Source organism: Vibrio sp. 9-16B-A1 (assembly GCF_056726165.1).
This window is the reverse complement of the sequence record NZ_JBSDZD010000019.1, coordinates 45925-68372: the sequence shown is the minus strand read 5'-3', so window position 1 is coordinate 68372 and position 22448 is coordinate 45925. Positions and strand designations below refer to the sequence as shown.

The 22448-nt window shown below is 53.0% G+C and carries 21 protein-coding genes; 11 read left to right on the top strand and 10 right to left on the bottom strand.

Annotation, left to right across the window (positions count from 1 at the left end; all coding sequences use genetic code 11):
- Nucleotides 1-155 precede the first annotated feature (155 nt).
- Nucleotides 156-1136, top strand: a complete 981-nt coding sequence (gene acuI, locus ACVB80_RS22275; RefSeq protein WP_481083492.1) for an acrylyl-CoA reductase (NADPH) — start codon at nt 156-158, stop codon at nt 1134-1136.
- Between the two features lie 61 nt (nt 1137-1197).
- Here acuI and ACVB80_RS22270 read toward each other — a convergent pair whose 3' ends face one another.
- Nucleotides 1198-2142: a LysR family transcriptional regulator gene (locus tag ACVB80_RS22270; RefSeq protein ID WP_481083491.1), complete on the bottom strand. Its 945-nt coding sequence runs from the start codon at nt 2140-2142 to the stop codon at nt 1198-1200.
- Nucleotides 2143-2273: 131 nt separating this feature from the next.
- Complete coding sequence (locus tag ACVB80_RS22265) at nt 2274-2465, bottom strand: hypothetical protein (RefSeq protein ID WP_481083490.1); 192 nt, start codon at nt 2463-2465, stop codon at nt 2274-2276.
- A 139-nt stretch (nt 2466-2604) separates the two neighbouring features.
- Here ACVB80_RS22265 and tusA point away from each other — a divergent pair, with 139 nt between their 5' ends.
- On the top strand, nt 2605-2853 hold the full coding sequence (tusA, locus tag ACVB80_RS22260) for a sulfurtransferase TusA (protein ID WP_481083498.1): 249 nt from the start codon (nt 2605-2607) through the stop codon (nt 2851-2853).
- Nucleotides 2854-2913: 60 nt separating this feature from the next.
- Here tusA and ACVB80_RS22255 read toward each other — a convergent pair whose 3' ends face one another.
- Nucleotides 2914-3171: a hypothetical protein gene (locus ACVB80_RS22255; RefSeq protein WP_481083489.1), complete on the bottom strand. Its 258-nt coding sequence runs from the start codon at nt 3169-3171 to the stop codon at nt 2914-2916.
- A 93-nt stretch (nt 3172-3264) separates the two neighbouring features.
- Nucleotides 3265-3819 (bottom strand): TMEM165/GDT1 family protein, encoded by a 555-nt coding sequence (locus tag ACVB80_RS22250; protein WP_481083488.1) that lies wholly within the window; start codon nt 3817-3819, stop codon nt 3265-3267.
- 406 nt (nt 3820-4225) lie between these two features.
- Between ACVB80_RS22250 and glyQ the strand changes: the two genes are divergently transcribed.
- The 3 genes from glyQ (at nt 4226) to ACVB80_RS22235 (ending at nt 8657) form a co-directional block, all read left to right on the top strand.
- The gene (gene glyQ / locus ACVB80_RS22245; RefSeq protein WP_481083487.1) at nt 4226-5146 is read left to right on the top strand and encodes a glycine--tRNA ligase subunit alpha; all 921 of its coding nucleotides are present in this window, start codon (nt 4226-4228) and stop codon (nt 5144-5146) included.
- 1 nt (nt 5147) lies between these two features.
- A complete protein-coding gene (gene glyS / locus ACVB80_RS22240) occupies nt 5148-7214 on the top strand; it encodes a glycine--tRNA ligase subunit beta (RefSeq protein ID WP_481083486.1) in 2067 nt (688 codons plus the stop codon).
- Nucleotides 7215-7400: 186 nt separating this feature from the next.
- The gene (locus tag ACVB80_RS22235) at nt 7401-8657 is read left to right on the top strand and encodes a valine--pyruvate transaminase (RefSeq protein WP_481083485.1); all 1257 of its coding nucleotides are present in this window, start codon (nt 7401-7403) and stop codon (nt 8655-8657) included.
- Nucleotides 8658-8755: 98 nt separating this feature from the next.
- Here the strand turns inward: ACVB80_RS22235 and ACVB80_RS22230 are convergent, their stop codons facing one another.
- The 6 genes from ACVB80_RS22230 to dnaA all read right to left on the bottom strand — a co-directional run bounded on the left by ACVB80_RS22230 (nt 8756) and on the right by dnaA (nt 17088).
- A complete protein-coding gene (locus tag ACVB80_RS22230; protein WP_481083484.1) occupies nt 8756-9190 on the bottom strand; it encodes an Hsp20 family protein in 435 nt (144 codons plus the stop codon).
- A gap of 333 nt (nt 9191-9523) precedes the next feature.
- Nucleotides 9524-10885, bottom strand: coding sequence for a bifunctional UDP-N-acetylglucosamine diphosphorylase/glucosamine-1-phosphate N-acetyltransferase GlmU (gene glmU / locus ACVB80_RS22225; RefSeq protein ID WP_481083483.1), 1362 nt, complete (start codon nt 10883-10885; stop codon nt 9524-9526).
- 150 nt (nt 10886-11035) lie between these two features.
- Nucleotides 11036-13453: a DNA topoisomerase (ATP-hydrolyzing) subunit B gene (gyrB, locus tag ACVB80_RS22220; RefSeq protein ID WP_481083482.1), complete on the bottom strand. Its 2418-nt coding sequence runs from the start codon at nt 13451-13453 to the stop codon at nt 11036-11038.
- Nucleotides 13454-13471: 18 nt separating this feature from the next.
- On the bottom strand, nt 13472-14551 hold the full coding sequence (gene recF, locus ACVB80_RS22215) for a DNA replication/repair protein RecF (protein WP_481083481.1): 1080 nt from the start codon (nt 14549-14551) through the stop codon (nt 13472-13474).
- An 11-nt stretch (nt 14552-14562) separates the two neighbouring features.
- Nucleotides 14563-15663 (bottom strand): DNA polymerase III subunit beta, encoded by a 1101-nt coding sequence (dnaN, locus tag ACVB80_RS22210; RefSeq protein WP_481083480.1) that lies wholly within the window; start codon nt 15661-15663, stop codon nt 14563-14565.
- Between the two features lie 15 nt (nt 15664-15678).
- Nucleotides 15679-17088: a chromosomal replication initiator protein DnaA gene (dnaA, locus tag ACVB80_RS22205; RefSeq protein ID WP_481083479.1), complete on the bottom strand. Its 1410-nt coding sequence runs from the start codon at nt 17086-17088 to the stop codon at nt 15679-15681.
- A 666-nt stretch (nt 17089-17754) separates the two neighbouring features.
- Here dnaA and rpmH point away from each other — a divergent pair.
- From rpmH to mioC, 6 genes are all read left to right on the top strand, one after another.
- Entirely contained in the window at nt 17755-17889 is a 135-nt protein-coding gene (gene rpmH / locus ACVB80_RS22200) for a 50S ribosomal protein L34 (protein WP_006880025.1), read from the top strand.
- 45 nt (nt 17890-17934) lie between these two features.
- Nucleotides 17935-18258, top strand: a complete 324-nt coding sequence (gene rnpA, locus ACVB80_RS22195) for a ribonuclease P protein component (RefSeq protein WP_481083478.1) — start codon at nt 17935-17937, stop codon at nt 18256-18258.
- Complete coding sequence (gene yidD / locus ACVB80_RS22190; RefSeq protein WP_481083477.1) at nt 18225-18485, top strand: membrane protein insertion efficiency factor YidD; 261 nt, start codon at nt 18225-18227, stop codon at nt 18483-18485. The genes rnpA and yidD overlap by 34 nt, the downstream gene beginning before the upstream one ends.
- A 2-nt stretch (nt 18486-18487) precedes the next feature.
- Nucleotides 18488-20101: a membrane protein insertase YidC gene (gene yidC, locus ACVB80_RS22185; protein WP_481083476.1), complete on the top strand. Its 1614-nt coding sequence runs from the start codon at nt 18488-18490 to the stop codon at nt 20099-20101.
- A gap of 110 nt (nt 20102-20211) precedes the next feature.
- On the top strand, nt 20212-21573 hold the full coding sequence (mnmE, locus tag ACVB80_RS22180) for a tRNA uridine-5-carboxymethylaminomethyl(34) synthesis GTPase MnmE (protein WP_481083475.1): 1362 nt from the start codon (nt 20212-20214) through the stop codon (nt 21571-21573).
- 223 nt (nt 21574-21796) lie between these two features.
- Nucleotides 21797-22231, top strand: coding sequence for an FMN-binding protein MioC (gene mioC, locus ACVB80_RS22175; protein ID WP_481083474.1), 435 nt, complete (start codon nt 21797-21799; stop codon nt 22229-22231).
- Nucleotides 22232-22448 lie beyond the last annotated feature (217 nt).

Sequence of the window (22448 nt, the reverse complement as noted above, 5' to 3'; positions counted from 1 at the left end):
AGGGCGGCACTGGCCGCCCTCTGTTTTTGTCCCTGTTTTAATATGTACAAAACGCATAGATAAAATGATTAAGTTTCACTTTTTTCATACTGAATTAGCCCCTACACTTAATCTCATTCAGCACACGCTGCCATCATCACTCTTTGGAGAGTCCTATGTTTAATGCTCTTATCCTGAATCAGGAAGAAAAACGCACAATCGCATCTGTCGAACAAATCGATGAAACCCAGCTGCCACAGGGAGAGGTACTGGTCGATGTGGATTACTCGTCTTTAAACTACAAGGATGGTCTGGCAATCACGGGTAAAGGCAAAATTATCCGTAACTTCCCTATGGTTCCTGGCATTGATATGGCCGGTACCGTCGCGTCTTCTGACGACCCGCGTTACCAGGCGGGCGATAAAGTGGTTCTGACCGGCTGGGGCGTGGGTGAAAACCACTGGGGTGGTATGGCGCAGAAAGCCCGCCTGAAAGGCGACTGGCTGGTTCCGATGCCAGAAGGCCTCGACAGTAAAAAAGCCATGATGATCGGCACCGCCGGCTTTACCGCCATGCTGTGTGTTCAGGCACTGCTGGATGCAGGCATCAAAACAGAAGATGGCGAAATCGTGGTAACCGGTGCCAGTGGTGGTGTGGGCTCAGTGGCGGTCAGCCTGCTGGCGCAGCTTGGCTACAAAGTCGCAGCTGTTACCGGCCGCGTTGAGCAAAACGGTCCGCTGCTGGAAAAACTGGGCGCAGCCCGTATTATCGACCGCACTGAATTTGAAGAGCCGGCCCGTCCGCTGGAAAAACAGCTGTGGGCAGGCGCGGTCGATACCGTGGGCAGCAAAGTACTGGCCAAACTGCTGGCTCAGATGGATTACAACAGCGCAGTAGCAGCCTGTGGCCTGGCTGGTGGTTTCGATCTGCCAACAACCGTAATGCCGTTTATTCTGCGTAACGTACGCCTGCAGGGTATTGACTCGGTAAGCTGTCCGCAGGACAAGCGTATCGCGGCGTGGGAAAAGCTGGTTGAACTGCTGCCAGAGAGTTACTACCAGCAGGCAACCACTGAAGTGGCACTGGAACAGGCACCTGAATACGCAGAAGCCATCACCAACGGCCAGGTAACCGGCCGGGTCGTGATCAAACTGTAACTGCTCAGTCGTTATCTGAAAAAGGCGGGATTCCCCGCCTTTTTTTGATCCTGCCACATCATCAGGCCAGCAGGCCGATATCTTCTATTCGTTTGGCAATCAAACGGCTGCACTCCTCTTTAACGATTCCTCTCAGCCAGATCTGAGCCGGTGCCTGATCGCAGCGCGGGTGCCAGATCATCGAATAATCAAACGGAGTAAACTCAAACGGCAGGGGTTTGATCATCAGGTCATAACGCTCGGCCACCAGATACGCCAGGTCTGCCGGAACAGTAATAATCAGTGGCATGGTATCGATGATCGCCAGCGCGGCCTCAAGGTGGTAGGCACGCAGCACCATATTGCGCGGCGGCTGATCGATCAGCGCCTGATCCAGCAGAGCCTTTACCCCGTCGCTGATAGCGATCATCGCGTGTGGATATTCCAGGTAATCCTGCAGGGTCATATTACCCTTCGCCAGCGGATGATGGCGGGAGATCAGGCACGATACCCCCACTCTTCCCAGAATCTCACTGTTGAGTGGCTCCACCGGCCCGGTCGGACGGCAAATCGCCAGGTCTGCCCCTTCGGTAGTCAGCTGGCTCATCAGGTGTTCGTGCTGAAGGGGAATAAAATCAAACTTCAGCCCGGGTGCTTCCTGATAAATGCGCGGCAGGGCAAATGGCAGTATGGTCTGCAGCGCGTAGTCGGTTGTAGCGATGGTAAAAGTCTGTTCACACACCTGCGGGTCAAACTGCTGCGGCGTCAGTACATGGCGCAGCGCATCCAGCGGTTCACTCAGGCGACGGTTATACTCCAGCGCAGTTTCAGTCGGGAGCAGATGATGCCCCTGACGGGTAAACAACGGGTCACCCAGCAAATCGCGTAACCTGCCCAGCACCCGGCTCATAGCTGACTGGCTCAGACTGAGCCGCTTTGCCGCCCGGCTGACACTGCCCTCTTCAATCAGTACCCGCAATGCCACCAGCAGGTTTAAATCACGGCGGTATACCTCTTCCAGTTCCATAGCTGACCCCAACGGTTAATCTGAGCCCATAGTAAAATGGCAGACAAAAAAAATCCCGCCTTTCAGCGGGGAAGCCCAAGAAAAACCGGGATAGTGTCGGAAATAGTGTAGTTGTGTTGAGAGTAGTAACGTTAATCTTTCTGTTGTTCAGTTTTACTGCCTGGCTGCCAGCGATAAATTTCTGCGCCAATGCCGATCAGGGTTGAAAAAAGACCTGCCACCTGCAGTACAGAAGGCGATGCGGACTTCTGCAGCACTAAGGCACAAATTGAAATAAAACCCAAAACCGTATAAATAGTCAGTCTGTCAAGACGATCTAACATAGCCAATCCTTAGCTCAAATGTTGCGCACTTGTTAAAATTTAAATTATATGATTCCTCAGCGTTTGCCAAGAGAATATTGCTTATTTTTTTCTCACCAGTATGATTTCACCCCCTGAGTAACTAAACAGACTGATGACCATGACCCTGGATCCAACCCTGGCAACCCACACGTTAGAAGCAGAAGGCCTGCGCTGTCCTGAGCCGGTAATGATGGTAAGAAAAACCATACGCACCATGAACGATGGTGACGTACTGCTGGTTAAAGCCGATGATCCGTCGACCACCCGGGATATCCCGAGTTTTTGTCGCTTTATGGATCACACCCTGGTCGCCAGTCATACAGACAGCTTGCCATATCTGTATCTGATCAAAAAAGGTTTGAGCTAGTTTGTAATCAAACTTTGTGAAGGCAGCCATGGTGGCTGCCTTTTTCAGATGAAATGCAGATTAATCCTGCATAGACGAACTAATCTGCCGGGACAGACGCTCGTACTGATGGTGAAGGTCGCGAAGCTCTTTTCGCATAGGAATGATATGTTGTACCCGAATCCAGGATTCGACCGTCAGTCCGGTCATGATCATGGCACCGATGACAATTGGCAGCCACATATCGGTTAAGACCATCCCCAACAGGGTCAGGGCAAGACCGAACGTGAACAAATAGCTCTGACTTTTGGCAGTCATACCCATGTAGCGTGTCAGCATAATTCAGCCCTCTTTTTTCCATTCCATTATGCTCAACATAACACCAGAATCTGCAAAAGAGTAGGTATAACTGCCAAATTTTTCAGCAGTTTGTTACATCAGTACCGCCCCTGCTGCGAGCAGCAAAAACAGGCCACAGGTGGCCCTTCTTATCCACACCAGCGGCAGCTTATCTGCGGACAGTTTACCGATCAAAACCACTGGCACATTGGCAAGCAACATCCCGATAGTGGTGCCCAGCACCACCCAGGTCAGGGCGTCCGCATACTGGGCACCAAGAATAGAGGTGGCGATTTGGGTTTTATCCCCAATTTCCGCCACAAAGAAGGCGATAAAGCTGGCGACAAACGGCCCCCGGCCGGAGATCTCTTCGTCATCATCCAGCTTATCCGGGATCAGCACCCACAGCGCCATGGCCAAAAAGCTTAATGCGACTACCCAGCGCAGCATTTCAGGCGAAATCAGATCGGCGACGACCACACCCAGCCAGGCGGCAAGTGCATGATTGGCAATGGTGGCCAGGAAAATAGCGGCAATGATCGGAACCGGCTTACGGTAACGACTGGCCAGCAACAGGGAAAGGAGTTGGGTTTTGTCCCCAATTTCCGCCAGGGCGACGGTAGTAATGGATACAGCTAAAACGCTCACGACATGCTCAATGGGGCAGGGATATTATTTTTAACCAAAGACAAGCTCCGCGCCCCACCCCGGTTCACGGTACTTGTCTGTGGTCTTGCTAAATCCGCTGCTTTTATTTGATTTACGGATCCCGGCCACCATGGTGATTTTGCACCAATTATGTTGACGACCAGACCTGACTGCGCCAGGTAAGCTACTCCCCAAAGACGGGCGGCATTTTAAGCAGTTCACCTGCAGTATTCAAGTCCGGAAAGAAACAAAACCACAGCTTTCACGCGGTTTTGAGCCTTCACAACGTAAAAAGTCGGAAATGAACACGAAACAAACAAGATTGCCCCTACTCGCCAGCCCAATATATCGCTATACTTGATCGTTATTTTTTATTCATTCAGACAGAAATCGCGCGAACCTGACTATGCAAAAATACGATATTAAGACCTTTCAGGGTATGATCCTCGCGCTGCAGGATTATTGGGCCCAACAAGGCTGTACCATTGTTCAGCCACTCGACATGGAAGTAGGTGCAGGTACATCTCACCCAATGACATGTTTGCGTGCGCTTGGTCCTGAGCCAATTGCCACCGCTTACGTTCAGCCATCACGTCGTCCTACTGACGGCCGTTATGGTGAAAACCCGAACCGCCTTCAGCACTACTACCAGTTCCAGGTGATCATCAAGCCATCACCGGACAACATCCAGGAGCTTTACCTGGGGTCACTGGAAGTACTGGGCATCGACCCGCTGGTCCACGACATCCGCTTTGTGGAAGACAACTGGGAAAACCCGACTCTGGGTGCCTGGGGTCTGGGCTGGGAAGTTTGGCTGAACGGCATGGAAGTAACTCAGTTTACTTACTTCCAGCAGGTTGGCGGCCTGGAGTGTAAGCCGGTAACCGGCGAGATCACTTACGGTATCGAGCGCCTGGCGATGTATATTCAGGGCGTGGATTCTGTTTATGACCTGGTATGGAACATCGCACCGGATGGCCGTAAAGTGACCTATGGTGACATCTTCCACCAGAACGAAGTTGAGCAGTCAACTTACAACTTCGAGCACGCAGACGTAGACTTCCTGTTCACTTTCTTCGACCAGTGCGAAAAAGAGTGTCAAGAGCTGCTGGAGCTTGAAAAGCCCCTGCCTCTGCCTGCCTACGAGCGCATCCTGAAAGCGGGTCACGCATTCAACCTGCTTGATGCCCGTAAAGCTATCTCTGTGACCGAGCGTCAGCGCTACATCCTGCGTATCCGCAACCTGACCAAGTCAGTTGCCGAAGCGTACTACGCATCACGCGAAGCTCTTGGCTTCCCAATGTGCAAAAAGGATGAGGACAAATAAGATGGCAAAAGAATTTCTGATCGAGCTGGGTACCGAAGAGCTGCCACCAACTCAGCTTCGCACCCTGGCAGAAGCTTTCGCAGCTAACTTCGAAGCCGGCCTGAAAGACGCTGAGCTGACTCACGAAGGTGTGAAGTGGTACGCCGCTCCACGCCGTCTGGCGCTGAAAGTGGCTGCACTGGCAGAAAGCCAGGCAGACAAAGTAGTAGAAAAGCGCGGTCCTGCGGTTTCTGTTGCATTTGATGCAGACGGTAACGCGACCAAAGCCGCTGAAGGCTGGGCCCGTGGTAACGGCATCACCGTTGACCAGGCAGACCGCCTGAAAACCGACAAAGGTGAATGGCTGCTGTTCAAACAGGAAGTCAAAGGCAAAAACACCGCGGAGATCATCACTGACCTTGCGGCGAAAGCGCTGGCTCACCTTCCAATCGCCAAGCCAATGCGCTGGGGTGACAAAGAGACTCAGTTTATCCGTCCGGTAAAAACCCTGACCATGCTGATGGGCGACACCCTGATCGAAGGTGAAATCCTGGGCGTGGCTTCTGGCCGCACCATCCGTGGTCACCGCTTTATGGGTGAGCAGGAGTTCACTATCGACTCTGCTGAGCAGTACCCTGCGATTCTGGAAGAGCGCGGCAAAGTCATGGCTGATTACGAAGCACGTAAAGCCATCATCGTTGCTGATGCACAGAAAGCTGCGGCTGCTGTAGGCGGTAAAGCAGACCTGGAAGATGACCTGGTTGAAGAAGTCACCTCTCTGGTTGAGTGGCCGGTGGTACTGACCGCGAAATTCGAAGAAGAGTTTCTGAAAGTACCGGCTGAAGCGCTGGTTTACACCATGAAAGGTGACCAGAAGTACTTCCCGGTTTACGACGACAACAAAAAACTGCTGCCGAACTTTATCTTTGTTTCCAACATCGAGTCTAAAGAGCCGCGCCACGTTATCGAAGGTAACGAGAAAGTAGTTCGTCCGCGTCTGGCAGATGCCGAGTTCTTCTTTAACACTGACCGCAAGCGTCCTCTGATCGACCGCCTGCCTGAACTGGAGAACGCCATCTTCCAGAAGCAGCTGGGTACCATCAAAGACAAAACTGACCGTATCGCCGCTCTGGCTGGCTACATTGCCAAACAGATCGATGCTGATGTTGAGAAATCAACCCGCGCAGGCCTGCTGGCCAAGTGTGACCTGATGACCTCTATGGTATTCGAATTCACCGACACCCAGGGTGTAATGGGCATGCACTACGCACGCCACGACGGTGAAGACGAGCAGGTAGCCGTTGCACTGAACGAGCAGTACATGCCGCGCTTTGCCGGTGATGACCTGCCGGCTGACGGCGTTTCTTCTGCACTGGCAATGGCAGACAAGCTGGATACCATCGTAGGTATCTTCGGTATCGGCCAGGCACCAAAAGGTTCTGACCCGTTTGCCCTGCGTCGTGCGTCACTGGGCGTGCTGCGTATTATCGTTGAGTACGGATACAAACTGGATCTGGTTGATCTGGTTCGTGAAGCGAAAGTACTGTTCGGTGACCGTCTGAGCAACGACAACGTTGAGCAGGATGTGATCGAGTTTATGCTTGGCCGTTTCCGTGCCTGGTACCAGGACGAAGGCTTCAGCGTCGACATCATCCAGGCTGTACTGGCCCGTCACCCGACCAAACCGGCTGACTTTGACCAGCGCGTTAAAGCGGTATCTCACTTCCGCGGTCTGGAAGCTGCCGAAGCTCTGGCTGCTGCCAACAAACGTGTAGGTAACATCCTGGCGAAATTCGACGGCGGGCTGGCTGAAGAGATCGACCTGGCCCTGCTGCAGGAAGAAGCTGAGAAGCAACTGGCAGAAAACGTTGAAGTGATGCGTGAAGCACTGGAACCAGCATTTGCGACCGGTGACTACCAGCAGGCACTGAGCAAGCTGGCTGAGCTGCGTGAGCCGGTAGATGCCTTCTTCGACAACGTAATGGTTATGGCTGACGATGAAGCGCTGAAGAAAAACCGTCTGACGCTGCTGAACAACCTGCGTAACCTGTTCCTGCAGATCGCAGACATCTCGCTGCTGCAAAAGTAATTCACAGCGAAATCAGCTGACAGTAAGCCCGGCTCTCTGAGCCGGGCTTTGTTTTATCCGGTCAGACCAAAATGTGCTTTGCGTCGCATCAGTCATGCGGTATGTTCAGATTATCCGTATGCCAGCCCATGGCACACAACAAGAAAGATAAAAATGCAATCACAATAAATCAGGTAGTAATCCGCAATGCAATTCTCGAACTTTGGTGAAAAATTTAATCGTTACTCCGGTATCACCCAGTTAATGGATGATTTAAATGATGGCCTGCGCACTCCGGGCGCCATCATGCTCGGTGGAGGCAACCCTGCCGCCATCCCGGCCATGCTCGATTACTTTCACCTCGCCTGTCAGGATTTGCTTAAAAGCGGAGAGCTGGTGGCCTCACTGGCCAACTATGACGGCCCGCAGGGCAAAGACGTATTTGTCAAAGCACTGGCTGCGATGCTGAAGCAGACTTACGGCTGGAACATCAGCGAAAAAAACATCAGCCTGACTAACGGCAGCCAAAGCGGCTTTTTCTACCTGTTTAACCTGCTGGCGGGCAAACAGCCTGACGGCTCACACAAAAAAATCCTGCTGCCACTGGCGCCGGAATACATCGGCTATGGCGATGCCGGTATTGATGAGGAGATCTTTGTCTCTTATCACCCGGAAATCGAACTGCTGGATAACCGCCAGTTCAAATACCACGTTGACTTTGAGCAGCTGAAAATCGATGACTCGGTGGCAGCGATCTGCGCCTCGCGCCCGACCAACCCGACCGGCAACGTACTGACCGATGACGAAGTACGCCGGCTGGACAAGCTGGCCCGTGAAAATGGCATTCCGCTAATCATCGATAACGCCTATGGCCTGCCGTTCCCGAATATCATCTTTGAAAACGTTCAGCCATTCTGGAATGAAAACACCATCCTGTGTATGAGCCTGTCCAAACTTGGCCTGCCGGGTGTACGCTGCGGCATCGTGATCGCCAGCGAGGAGATCACCCAGGCGATGGCAAACATGAACGGCATCATCAGCCTGGCACCAGGCAGTATCGGCCCGGCTCTGGGTAACTACATGCTGGAAAACAACGATCTGCTTCGCCTGAGCGAAGAGGTGATCCGTCCTTTCTATCAGCAGAAATCACAGCGTGCCGTCGAGCTGCTGCAACAGGCGATTCCCGACCCGCGTTTTCGTATCCACAAACCGGAAGGCGCCATCTTCCTCTGGCTGTGGTTTGACGGTCTTCCGATCACCACCATGGAACTCTATAACCGCCTCAAAGCACGTGGCGTACTGATCGTCCCGGGCGAATACTTCTTCATCGGCCAGGAAGACGAATGGGACCACGCCCACCAGTGCCTGCGCATGAACTACGTCCAGGACGATGAAGCAATGCAAAAAGGAATCGCGGTAATAGCAGAAGAAATCGAAAAAGCGTACGGGGAATCTCAGGCATAGTGCCCAGTGCCCAGTGCCCAGTGCCCAGTGCCTTAAACATACAACAACGCCCGCATTCGCGGGCGTTTTCTTATCTGTATTTACTGAACTGCTGAGCCTCAGCTCTCCAGCAAATTCTTACCATTGATGGCAATCTTACGTGGCTGCATCGCTTCCGGGATTTCGCGCTCCAGATCGATGTGCAGCAGGCCGTTTTCCATGTTGGCGCCAACCACTTTTACATAGTCAGCCAGCTGGAACTTGCGCTCAAAGTCGCGCTCGGCAATGCCCTGGTAGATATAGTTTTTGTTCTCTTCCGGCTTACGCTCACCACGTACAATCAGCATGTTCTCTTTCTGGGTCAGATCCAGCTGGTCATCAGCAAAACCCGCCACCGCCATGGTAATGCGGTACTTGTTTTCGTCCTGCTGCTCAATATTGTACGGAGGGTATCCGGCAGAAGTGTTCTTTGCGTTCTGGGCTTCCATCAGGTTAAACAGACGGTCAAAGCCAATCGCGTTGCGGTACAGTGGAGTGAAATCGATATTACGCATAATACTATCCTCATAGTTAAGCAATAGTCTCAGCCGCATCTGAGGGCTGAGAAAAACCAGGCTCCATTCACTTTAAGCATTGGCACTTTGGACATGGGCAGGTTTTGAGTCAGATTGTGTGCTCTCCCAACTGGCTTCCTCCATTGAGCGAAGACCGGGACAAGCGTTTCAGAGGCCCGTTTGGCATCCTCTTCATAAAAAGATATAGGGGCAGAAAAACGGACTTCAAGGGAAATCCACAAAATTTTTTTTTGCCCGCTTTGCTGCACATACTAAAAAGCCCGCCGGAGCGGACTCCATAGCGGGCTTTATCAGAATAACCGTCAGTGGTGATTATTTGTTTTTCACCGGGCGCTGCCAGCCAGAGATCTTGCGCTCTTTGGCGCGGGTGATCACCAGCTCATTCTCGCCCACATCACGGGTCAGGGTTGTACCTGCACCAACGGTCGCGCCGTCAGCGATGGTTACCGGTGCCACCAGCTGTGCGTCAGAACCGACAAACACGTCATCACCAATCACGGTTTTGTGCTTGTTAGCACCGTCATAGTTACAGGTGATCACACCTGCACCCACGTTAACGCGCTGGCCGATTTCTGCATCGCCCAGGTAAGTCAGGTGATTGGCTTTGGAGCCTTCACCCAGACGGGCATTTTTCACTTCAACGAAGTTACCCACGTGAGAGTCGTTACGCAGCTCAGCACCAGGGCGCAGACGGGTAAACGGACCAACAGTACAGTCTTCTGCTACCGTCGCACCTTCGATAACGCTGTACGGGCGCACAACGGTGTTATCGTCAATTTCACAGTCTTTCAGCACACAGCCCGCGCCGATCACTACGTTATCACCCAGGGAAACGCAGCCTTCGATCACTACGTTAGCGTCGATTTCCACGTCCATACCACACTGCAGTTCACCGCGCAGGTCAAAACGGGCCGGGTCGCGCAGCATCACACCCTGCTCAAGCAGTTTTTGCGCCTGCATTGACTGGTAAGCACGCTCCAGACGGGCCAGCTGAGCACGGTCGTTAACGCCCTCAACCTCAATCGGGTTAACCGGGTGTACCGCTTCAACCGCACGGCCTTCTGCGTGCGCAGCCGCAATCACGTCGGTCAGGTAGTATTCACCCTGAGCATTTTCGTTTTTCAGCTCAGACAGCCAGCGCTTCAGATCGCCGCCGGTCGCAACCATCACACCTGTGTTGATCTCTTTGATCAGCTTCTGCTCTTCGGTGGCATCTTTCTGCTCAACGATCGCCACTACCGGGCCATTCTTACGTACAATACGGCCGTAACCGGTCGGGTTATCCAGCACTACGGTCAGCAGCGCGATACCGCCGTTTGGCTGTGCATCCAGCAGGCTCTCAACGGTTTCAGCCGAGATCAGCGGCACGTCACCGTACAACACCAGCACTTTTTCATCGTCAGCAAATTCCGGCGCCGCCTGGTTTACCGCGTGACCGGTACCCAGCTGCTCTGCCTGAAGTACCCAGCTCACCGGTTCTTCTGCCAGCGCCTGTTTCATCTGATCACCACCGTGACCATAAACCAGGTGGATGTTTTGTGCGCCCAGACCGGCACAGGTATCAATCACGTGCTTCGCCATCGGCTTGCCTGCCAGGGTGTGCAGAACTTTTGGCTTGTTGGAGTACATACGGGTGCCTTTACCCGCCGCGAGGATCACCGCGCTGAATTTCATAATTCTTCCCTAGAGACGTTGTATTAAGTCCCGAATTCTAACGTTTTTTTCCTGGCCTGTTAATTAAGCCGGTTTAATTTTCATCACGAAATAGTGCTGACAGAAAAACGCCGCAGATTTCTCTGCGGCGTTTGGTATTTCTGCTCCGGACTAGACGTCCAGGTTGGCTACTTTCAGCGCGTTCTCTTCGATGAAGTTACGGCGCGGTTCAACCTGGTCACCCATCAGGGTGGTAAACAGCTGGTCAGCACCCACGGCATCGTCGATGGTCACCTGCATCATTCGGCGGCTTTCCGGATCCATGGTGGTTTCCCACAGCTGCTCAGGGTTCATCTCACCCAGACCTTTGTATCGCTGCAGGCTCAGACCACGACGCGACTCTTTGATCAGCCACTCCAGTGCGGTAGCAAAGCTGGTTACAGGCTGGGTACGCTCACCACGCTTGATGTAAGCGCCTTCTTCGATCAGGCCTTCCAGCGCTTCAGACAGCGCAGCCAGTTTGCCGTACTCTTTCGAGTTCAGCAGGTCGATGCTCAGCGCGTACTCGTGGTTCACACCGTGGGTACGAACAATGACTTTCGGCAGGTTCAGACCCAGCTCTTCGTGCTGCTCTACTTCGAAGCTGTACTGGCTCGCGCCCACTTCTTTGGCGTTCAGCGCTTCAACCAGAGATTTGGTCCACTCTTCCACTTTAGCAGCATCAGAGCACATCTCTGCGGTCAGGCGCGGCATGTAAACCAGCTCGTGGATCATAGCGTGCGGGTAGCGGCGGCTCATGCGGTCCACCAGCTTCATACCGGCGTTGTACTGCTGAACCAGTTTCTCCAGCGCTTCACCAGCCAGTGCCGGCGCTTCTGCGTTCACGTGCAGTGATGCGTTATCCAGGGCCAGGGCAACCTGGTACTGGTTCATCGCATCTTCATCTTTGATGTACTGCTCCTGCTTGCCTTTCTTCACTTTGTACAGTGGCGGCTGAGCGATGTAGACGTAGCCACGCTCGATCAGTTCCGGCATCTGACGGTAGAAGAAGGTCAGCAGCAGAGTACGGATGTGAGAACCATCGACATCCGCATCGGTCATGATGATGATGTTGTGGTAACGCAGTTTATCCGGGTTGTACTCATCGCGGCCGATACCACAGCCAAGTGCGGTGATAAGTGTCGCCACTTCCTGAGAAGAGAGCATCTTGTCGAAACGGGCTTTTTCTACGTTCAGGATTTTACCTTTCAGCGGAAGAATCGCCTGGTTCTTACGGTTACGACCCTGCTTGGCACTACCGCCCGCAGAGTCACCCTCCACAATGTAGAGTTCAGACAGTGCAGGATCTTTTTCCTGACAGTCAGCAAGTTTGCCCGGCAGACCGGCCAGGTCCAGCGCGCCTTTACGGCGGGTCATCTCACGGGCTTTACGCGCCGCTTCACGGGCACGGGCCGCGTCGATGATCTTGGTACAAACGGTTTTCGCTTCGTTCGGGTGCTCAGCCAGGAACTCGCTCAGCTTCTCGCCCATTACCGACTCAACCGCGGATTTCACTTCACTCGATACCAGCTTGTCTTTGGTCTGGCTTGAGAATTTCGGATCCGGCACTTTTACCGATACCACTGCTGTCAGACCTTCACGGGCATCATCACCCGATGTCGAGGTCTTGGCTTTCTTCGAGTAACCCTCTTTCTCCATGTAAGAGTTCAGGGTACGGGTCAGAGCCGCACGGAAACCTGCCAGGTGAGTACCACCGTCGCGCTGTGGAATGTTGTTGGTGAAACAGTAGATGTTTTCCTGGAAACCGTCGTTCCACTGCATCGCTACTTCTACAGAGATGCCGTCTTCACGCTCAAAGTCAAAGTGGAAGATTCTTTCGTGAATCGGGGTTTTATTGGTGTTCAGGTGGTCAACAAACGCCTGGATACCACCTTCGTACATGAAGTGGTCCTGCTTGTCTTCCTCGCGCTCATCAACCAGTTTGATCGATACGCCTGAGTTCAGGAATGACAGCTCGCGCAGACGCTTGGCCAGAATGTCGTAATGGAATTCGGTCTGTGAGAAAGTCTCGCCGCTTGGCCAGAAACGGATACGGGTACCGGTTTTGTCGGTATCGCCAATCACGCCCAGTGGTGCCTGAGGCTCACCGTGATGGTAAATCTGGCTGTGGATCTGACCGCCACGATGGATAGTCAGCTCTACTTTTTCAGACAGGGCGTTTACTACCGAAACACCTACCCCGTGCAGACCACCGGAAACCTTGTACGAGTTATCGTCGAACTTACCACCGGCGTGCAGTACCGTCATGATAACTTCAGCAGCAGAAACCTGCTCTTCCGGGTGCATTTCAGTCGGGATACCACGGCCGTCATCGCTGACTGATACCGAGTTATCTTCGTGGATGGTAACAATAATGTCTTTACAGTGACCCGCAAGCGCTTCATCGATCGAGTTATCGACGACCTCAAACACCATATGGTGCAGGCCTGTGCCGTCATCGGTGTCGCCAATGTACATACCCGGACGCTTACGAACCGCGTCCAGACCCTTAAGTACCTTAATACTCGATGAATCGTAATTTTCAGACATGAGTTACTCTCTCACTATTTATCCTTGCTCTATTGTACCCTGTTCCACATGAAACAGCCTGCCATTATCGTCAAGCATATCCTCAACCTGACTGGCGGTAATCGAGCTTACAAAAACCTGAGCCCCCGTCTCTTTTAAGCAGTCGGCTAGACGCTTACGACGTTGGCTGTCTAATTCTGAGGCAAAGTCATCTATCAGATAGATACACTGTTTGCCTGTCTGTTCTGTCAGGTGTTGTCCCTGCGCGACCCTGAGCGCACACATCATCAGTTTTAACTGACCACGGGATAACACATCTTCCACCGGAGTGGCTCCGACCTTAATCCGCAGGTCCGCTTTATTCGGACCGCTGAAAGTATACCCTAGTTGCTGATCACGCTCGAAATTTTCGCGCAATATTTGCTCATAAGGGGTGTCTTTTTCCCACCCGCGGTAATACTTAAGCGAAATATCAAACTCGGGCAGAAATGCCCGGCAGATTGACTCAGCCACCGGCCTGACCTGATCAAGGTACTCCTGACGCCACTGGCTGATATTTTCTGCCAGCTGAGCCAGTTCCTGATCCCAGTAACTGAGCTCACGGTAGCTGGTAGCGGTCTTCAGCAGCGCATTGCGCTGTTTATTGAGCCGCTTCAGTCTGCCCCAGGCCTGGTAAAACTCCGGCCGGGTATGGAACACACCCCAGTCAATAAATGCACGGCGGTGTTTGGGGCCATCGGTTAACAGCTCAAACCCTTCCGGATGGATCAGCTGCAAAGGCAGCACCTGAGCCAGCTGAGCCAGCTTTTGTCCGGACTGACCGCCTATTTTAACCTCTGTTGTGCCATCGCGCTGTTTATTTATGCCAATTGGTAGCTCAAATTGATCCAGGTTCAAAAAACGACCATGTACAAACAGTTCCTGACACTCGTTTTGTATGATCCGGCTTGTAAGTGTGCTTTTAAATGAACGGCCATGGCCCAGCAGATAAATGGCTTCCAGCACGCTGGTTTTACCGCTGCCGTTAGGACCGACAACAAAATTAAAGCCTGGTGACAATTGAATGTCACAGGCTTTGATATTGCGAAATTGAGAAATGATCAGTCGTGTCAGTGGCATACGCCGGCCACTTACAGACGGATAGGCATCACCACATACATGGCGCTGTCGTCGTTAGCATCTTCGACCAGAGCACTGGCGTTAGCATCCGACATTGAGATACGCACCTGATCACAACGCAGGGTATTAAGAACATCCAGCACGTAGCTGACATTGAAACCGATCTCCAGATCTTCACCCTGATAGGTGACATCCAGCATCTCTTCGGCCTCTTCCTGCTCCGGGTTATTGGCGGTGATACGCATCTGGTCGCCATCGAAGTTCACCCGCACACCGCGGAACTTCTCGTTAGACAGGATAGCGGCACGGGAGAATGCCTGACGCAGCTCATCACACGGCGCTTCCAGCGTCTTGGTGCTGCTCTGCGGCAGTACCCGGCGGTAATCAGGGAAACGACCATCAACCAGCTTGGAGGTAAAGGTGAACAGATTCACTTCCGCACGCAGGTTGGATGAACCGATCTGCAGCGTCACGCTCTCTTCCGGCATATCGAGCAGTTTCACCAGCTCCTGCACGCCTTTACGCGGCACAATGATCTGCTGATTGGCAAACTCACCGTCAAGAGTGGTCTGCGCCACTGCCATACGGTGACCATCGGTCGCAACCGCACGCAGGGTGCTGCCGTCGATCTCAAACAGCATACCGTTGAGGTAGTAACGCACGTCCTGGTTGGCCATCGAGAACTGAGTCTTCTCGATGATCGCACGCAGCGCGGCCTGGTTCAGTGTCAGTTCGACTTCGCTGTTCCAGTCTTCGATGTTCGGAAAATCTGCGGCTGGCAGGGTCGCCAGTGAGAAACGGCTGCGGCCTGAGCGCAGCTGTACCCGGTCGCCTTCCAGTACCAGGGTGATCTGCGCATCATCCGGCAGGGCGCGGCAGATATCGAGGAATTTACGCGACGGGACCGTAATGGTACCGGCTTCAAAGTCACCTTCCAGCGCCACCCGGCTGATCAGCTCCACTTCCAGGTCGGTAGCTGTCATCGACAGGAACCCCTGCTCTACTTTTAACAGCAGGTTACCCAGAATCGGCAGGGTCGGACGACCGCCCAGTGCACCAGAGACCTGCTGCAGCGGTTTAATCAATTGGCTTCGTTGAATGGTAAATTTCATGGTTTTACTTATCTGTTAGGAAGACAGGGTTCGGATCAGGTTAGAGTAGTCCTCTTTTATATCATGACTCTCTTCACGAAGCTGCTCGATCTTACGGCAGGCGTGCAGCACCGTGGTATGGTCACGGCCACCAAAGGCATCCCCGATCTCCGGCAGACTGTGGTTGGTCAGCTCTTTGGCCAGTGCCATCGCCAGCTGACGCGGACGGGCAACCGAGCGCGAACGGCGCTTGGAGAGCAGATCCGCCACTTTAATCTTGTAGTATTCCGCGACTGTCTTCTGAATATTGTCGATGGTCACCAGCTTTTCCTGCAGTGCCAGCAGGTCGCGCAGCGCTTCGCGCACGAAATCGATGGTGATCGGACGGCCGGTAAAGTTCGCATTGGCAATAACCCGGTTCAGCGCACCTTCCAGCTCACGAACGTTGGAGCGCAGACGCTTGGCGATAAAGAACGCCACTTCGTCAGCAAGGTGGATCTGGTGATCCTCGGCCTTTTTCATCAGGATCGCAACGCGGGTTTCCAGCTCCGGCGGCTCAATCGCCACCGTCAGGCCCCAGCCAAAGCGGGACTTAAGACGATCCTCCACGCCGTTGATCTCTTTTGGATAACGGTCAGAAGTCAGGATGATCTGTTGGTTGCCTTCCAGCAGGGCGTTAAAGGTATGGAAGAACTCTTCCTGAGAACGCTCTTTGTTGGCAAAAAACTGGATGTCATCGATCAGCAGGGCGTCGACGCTGCGGTAATAACGCTTGAACTCTTCAATGGCGTTGTTCTGCAGGGCTTTTACCATATCCTGCACAAAACGCTCTGAGTGCATGTACACCACTTTGGCGTTGGGTTTGTTATCCACAATCGCATTGCCGACCGCGTGCAGAAGGTGAGTTTTACCCAGACCGGTACCGCCGTACAGGAACAGCGGGTTATATGCAGCACCCGGGTTATCAGACACCTGACGGGCCGCAGCCAGACCAAGCTGGTTAGACTTACCTTCAACAAAGTTGGTGAACTTGTGCTTCGGATTCACGTTCGAGCGGTGGTTAATGTTCGCCACTTCACTTTCGTCGTCCCAGGTTTTATGCACAGGCTTACGTGCCTGCAGCTGGGCAGGAGCTGAAGACTCAGCGGCGACATCGGCCTGAGTGCGCGCCGGACGCGGCTGCGCCGGTGGCGCAGAAACCGGACGGCTGCCTACTTCAAATCTCAGGCTCGGCACATCACTGCCGCAGAACTGCTGCAGCAGACGGTTAATATTGTCGAAATACTTGTCACGAACCCAGTCGAGCACGAACCGGTTCGGCGCGAACAGAGTCAGGGTGTTGTCGTTAAGCTCCGCCTGCAGCGGTCTGACCCACATACTGAATTCGGTAGCCGGTAGCTCTTCTTGTAACTGTTGCAAACACTGCAACCAAAGCGAAGATGACACAATGCCCTCACTATGAATCACGAAAAATTGGAAAAGGTTGCTAATTCTAGCGCCACGCCCGTCAGATCGCCAGTAAATGATCGCGGATCCGGTGAATAAGATCGTAGTTATTCACAATTATTCCTCCAGATTAGGCCGGATCCGCACAGATTTCCCGCCTGCTACTCACATTTTCACCCACAAATGACCTCTTCCTGCATCACTTTCCGGGTCGCTTCACATCCCGTCCGGCCTGTTCTCACCGCATCCGGAAGAAGAAGCAAAAAAGTTTGTCCACAGGGAAGAGCCAGCCGATCATCCGGGTGAGGATAACTCCTGACAGACAGCCAGAGCCAGATCTGACAAGGCGCAGAAGCGATCAGCTTCGAAATGGGATCGCACTTTTCATCCACAGCGGTGTAATTTGATCCACAAGGTTATCACCAGCTTTGATCGCTCCCGGCGAAAAGATCATCACTCAGATCCTTGCGATTCAGCTCACAACCCGTATAATCGCACGCCGGAATTTTCTAAACCCAATTATTGACTCTCAGCGGGTCAGTGATTACAATTCCGCCTCTTTGTTGAGAGGCGTCGGATTTTCTTCTTATATATAAAGAAGAATGTTTGTCCCACGCCGGGTTTAGCAATGAACCTAAAAACTACTGATCAGTAAAGGTAATATCCATGAAACGCACTTTTCAACCTTCAGTTCTGAAGCGTAAGCGTACCCACGGTTTCCGTGCACGCATGGCGACTAAGAACGGTCGTAAAGTAATTAATGCACGTCGTGCTAAAGGCCGTGCGCGCCTTTCAAAATAATTGCGAATTATTTTGAGCAAGTACGCGTTCAATCGGGAGTTACGCTTGTTAACTCCCGAGCATTACAAACATGTCTTCCAGCAAGCTCACCGAGCTGGCTCGCCTCATTTCACCATCATTGCCAGAGAAAACTCCCTTTCTCATCCCCGTCTTGGTCTGGCTGTTCCTAAAAAGCAAATCAAAACTGCTGTAGGCCGCAACCGGTTTAAGCGTTTGGCCCGCGAAAGTTTTCGTAACAAACAACATCAGCTTCCAAACAAAGATTTTGTTGTCATTGCCAAGAAAAGCGCCCAGGATTTAAGCAACGAAGAAATGTTCAAGCTATTCGACAAATTATGGCATCGCCTGTCTCGCCGTTCGCGTGGTTAACCATAGGACTGGTTAAACTCTATCAGTGGATTATCAGTCCTTTGTTAGGACCACGTTGCCGTTACACCCCAACCTGCTCTCAATACGCGATAGAAGCGCTGAAAGCTCACGGTTTTTTAAAAGGGTGTTGGTTATCCGGCAAACGTCTATTAAAATGCCATCCTTTGAGCGAAGGGGGATATGACCCCGTTCCACCACCAGTCCAAAAACAAGACAGAGATAAATAACGATGGATTCTCAACGTAATATCCTGCTGCTCGCTTTGGCCCTGGTTTCTTTCCTGCTGTACAACCAGTGGCAGGCCTATAAGAACCCAGCTCCTCAAACAGTGCAGACTCAAAACAGCAGTTCCCTACCTGCGCCGTCTTTTGCTGATGATTTGGCAGATCCGGCACCGCAGACAAGTTCATCAACTGAGCGCCTTGTCAGCGTAAACACGGATGTACTTACTCTGTCTATTGATACTTTCGGCGGCGACGTAGTGTCAGCCAAGCTGAACCAGTATGACGCAGAGCTGGACTCCGAAGACCCGTTCGTGCTGCTGAAAAATACTCAGGGCCACACCTATATCGCACAAAGCGGTCTGCTGGGCCTGGACAAGAAGAGCGGCAACCGTCCGAACTTCCAGGTTGATGCTGACAGCTTTACGCTGGCTGACGGCCAGAACGAACTTCGCATTCCGATGACGTACTCAGAAAACGGCATCGAGTTTGTGAAAACTTTCGTACTGACCCGCGGCAGCTACGCGATCAAGGTTGAATACGATGTAATCAACAACTCTGGCAGCGCTGCTGAGTTCGCGATGTACGCTCACCTGCGTCAGAACGTGATGGACAAAGGCGGTAATCTGGCAATGCCAACTTACCGTGGTGGTGCGTTCTCGACTGAAAACGATCGTTACAAGAAATACAGCTTCGAAGACATGCAGGACCGCAACCTGCTGGTTGAACTGGAACACGGCAAAGGCTGGGTTGCGATGCTGCAACACTACTTCGCCAGCGCGTGGATCCCGGAAAAACAGCCAGGCACCCTGCTGTACAGCCGCGTAACCGGCAACCTGGCCGATATCGGTGTGCGTATGCCGGACACTACCGTAGCCAACGGTGGCGAAGCCAAATTCTCTGCGACCCTGTGGGCCGGTCCTAAACTTCAGGACCAGATGGCGGCAACCGCTGAGTACCTGGACCTGGTTGTTGACTACGGCTGGCTGTGGTTTATCGCAAAACCACTGCACTCACTGCTGTCGTTCATCCAGAGCTTCGTATCTAACTGGGGTATCGCGATCATCATCCTGACCTTCATCGTGCGTGGTGCTATGTACCCGCTGACCAAGGCTCAGTACACCTCAATGGCGAAAATGCGTATGCTGCAGCCAAAACTGCAGGCAATGCGTGAGCGCATCGGCGACGACCGTCAGCGCATGAGCCAGGAGATGATGGAACTGTATAAGAAAGAGAAGGTAAACCCGCTGGGCGGCTGTCTGCCAATCTTCCTGCAGATGCCTATCTTCATCGCCCTGTACTGGTCTCTGATGGAATCAGTTGAACTGCGTCACTCGCCGTTCTTCTTCTGGATTCACGACCTGTCAGCTCAGGATCCATACTTCATCCTGCCACTGCTGATGGGTGCATCCATGTTCCTTATTCAGAAGATGAGCCCAACCACAGTGACGGATCCAATGCAGCAGAAGATCATGACCTTTATGCCGGTTATGTTCACCTTCTTCTTCCTGTGGTTCCCTTCAGGTCTGGTTCTGTACTGGCTGGTATCGAACATCGTTACCCTTATCCAGCAGACCCTGATTTACAAGGCTCTGGAAAAGAAAGGCTTACACTCTAAGTAAGCCCACAAGCTGAACCAAAGGCGGCCAAAAGGTCGCCTTTTTGTTTTCAGGTGATTACAATTCACCAGATTAAGATTTTATAACGGGCAACAGCCCGGTCAGGACAGGTTATGACAACAGAAACCATCGTCGCACAGGCGACCGCCCCCGGCCGTGGTGGCGTCGGCATCATTCGTGTATCCGGCCCGCTGGCATGCCAGGTAGCAGAAGAAGTCACGGGCAAAAGCCTCAGACCCCGCTACGCCGAATACCTGCCATTTAAAGATGAAAATGGCCAGGAACTGGACCAGGGTATCGCGCTTTACTTCCCGAACCCGCACTCCTTTACCGGCGAAGACGTACTGGAGCTGCAGGGACACGGCGGCCCGGTCGTGATGGACATGCTGATCAAACGCATCCTGAAGATTTCAGGTGTGCGTCCGGCACGCCCGGGTGAGTTCTCTGAACGCGCTTTCCTCAACGACAAAATGGACCTGACCCAGGCAGAGGCCATCGCGGATCTTATCGACGCCAGCTCAGAAGAAGCGGCCAAATCTGCGCTGCAGTCGCTGCAGGGCCAGTTCTCAAAACGTATCCAGACCCTGGTGGAATCCCTTATCCATCTGCGTATCTATGTGGAAGCAGCGATCGACTTCCCGGAAGAAGAAATCGACTTTCTGGCTGACGGAAAAGTGAGCGCCGACTTACAGGGCATCATCGATAACCTGGCTGCCGTACGTCAGGAAGCCAACCAGGGCGCTATCATGCGTGAGGGGATGAAAGTGGTGATCGCCGGTCGTCCGAACGCTGGCAAGTCGAGCCTGCTGAACGCCCTGTCCGGCAAAGAGAGCGCCATCGTGACCGACATCGCCGGTACCACCCGTGACGTGCTGCGTGAGCACATCCACATCGATGGTATGCCGCTGCACATCATCGATACCGCCGGTCTGCGTGATGCGTCCGACGAAGTGGAAAAAATCGGTATCGAACGCGCGTGGGAAGAGATCGAACAGGCGGACCGGGTACTGTTTATGGTGGATGGCACCACCACGGATGCCACCGACCCGAAAGAGATCTGGCCGGACTTTATCGACCGCCTGCCGGAGCAGATCGGCATTACCGTGATCCGCAACAAAGCCGATCAGACCGGTGAAGAGATGGGGATCTGCCACGTGAACCAGCCAACCCTGATCCGCCTGTCGGCCAAAACCGGCGTGGGTGTGGATGCCCTGCGTAACCACCTCAAAGAGATCATGGGCTTTACCGGCAACCAGGAAGGCGGCTTTATGGCCCGCCGCCGTCACCTGGACGCGCTGGAGCGCGCCGCAGAGCACCTGGATATCGGTCAGCAGCAGCTGGAAGGCTTTATGGCCGGGGAAATCCTCGCTGAAGAGCTGCGCATCGCCCAGCAGCACCTGAATGAAATCACGGGTGAGTTCAGCTCAGACGACCTGCTGGGACGGATTTTCTCCTCGTTCTGTATCGGTAAGTAGTCTCTCTTCCTGCTTTATACAGCCCGGCACGACGCCGGGCTTTTTTATGCCTCCCGATCACCTGATGATCTTACCCACACCCCTTAATAAGATCATTCCCGCTATGATCCACCATCTGCCGGGTCGATCCGGTTTCTGTCCACACTTTATCCTGATCAGGCATTTAACCGGGATAAGCGATCCGCTACTATAAATCCCGACAAGTTATTCAAAAGGACCCCGCATGATCCACATTATTACCGGCAGTACCCTGGGCGGTGCTGAATACGTTGGCGACCACCTGAGTGACCTGCTGTCAGGAGCCGGCCATGAAACCACGATTCACAATCAGCCTGAGCTGACGGACATTCCGGCAGAAGGAACCTGGCTGGTGGTCACTTCTACCCACGGTGCCGGTGACTACCCGGACAACATCCAGCCTTTTATTCAGGCCCTGCAGGATACGCCGCCAAAAATGACCTCTGTCCGCTATGCCGTGGTCGCAATTGGTGATTCAAGCTACGACACTTTCTGTGGTGCCGGCCATCATGCACACGCCCTGCTGCAGGATATTGGTGCCACCCCCCTGTGTGACATCTGTGAAATCGACGTACTGAACTGCCCGGTACCGGAAGATGAAGCCGAAGTCTGGCTGAAGCAAAACCTGGCTCAGTTCTGAAGAAAATAAAAAGCAGCAGGTTCGTTCGCTGCTTTTTTAAACAAAACGTATGTGGATAACTATAGATCTATCCGGTGATCAACCTATAGTTATCCAAATAATAAGATCGGGCGATCGCCTCCTCTGTGGATAAGCACCATTTTTGATCCCAGTTAATACCGGTTCAGATCAAAGGCGGATCACAGGAAGTAATCTTCCCAAAACCAATGATCCTGTT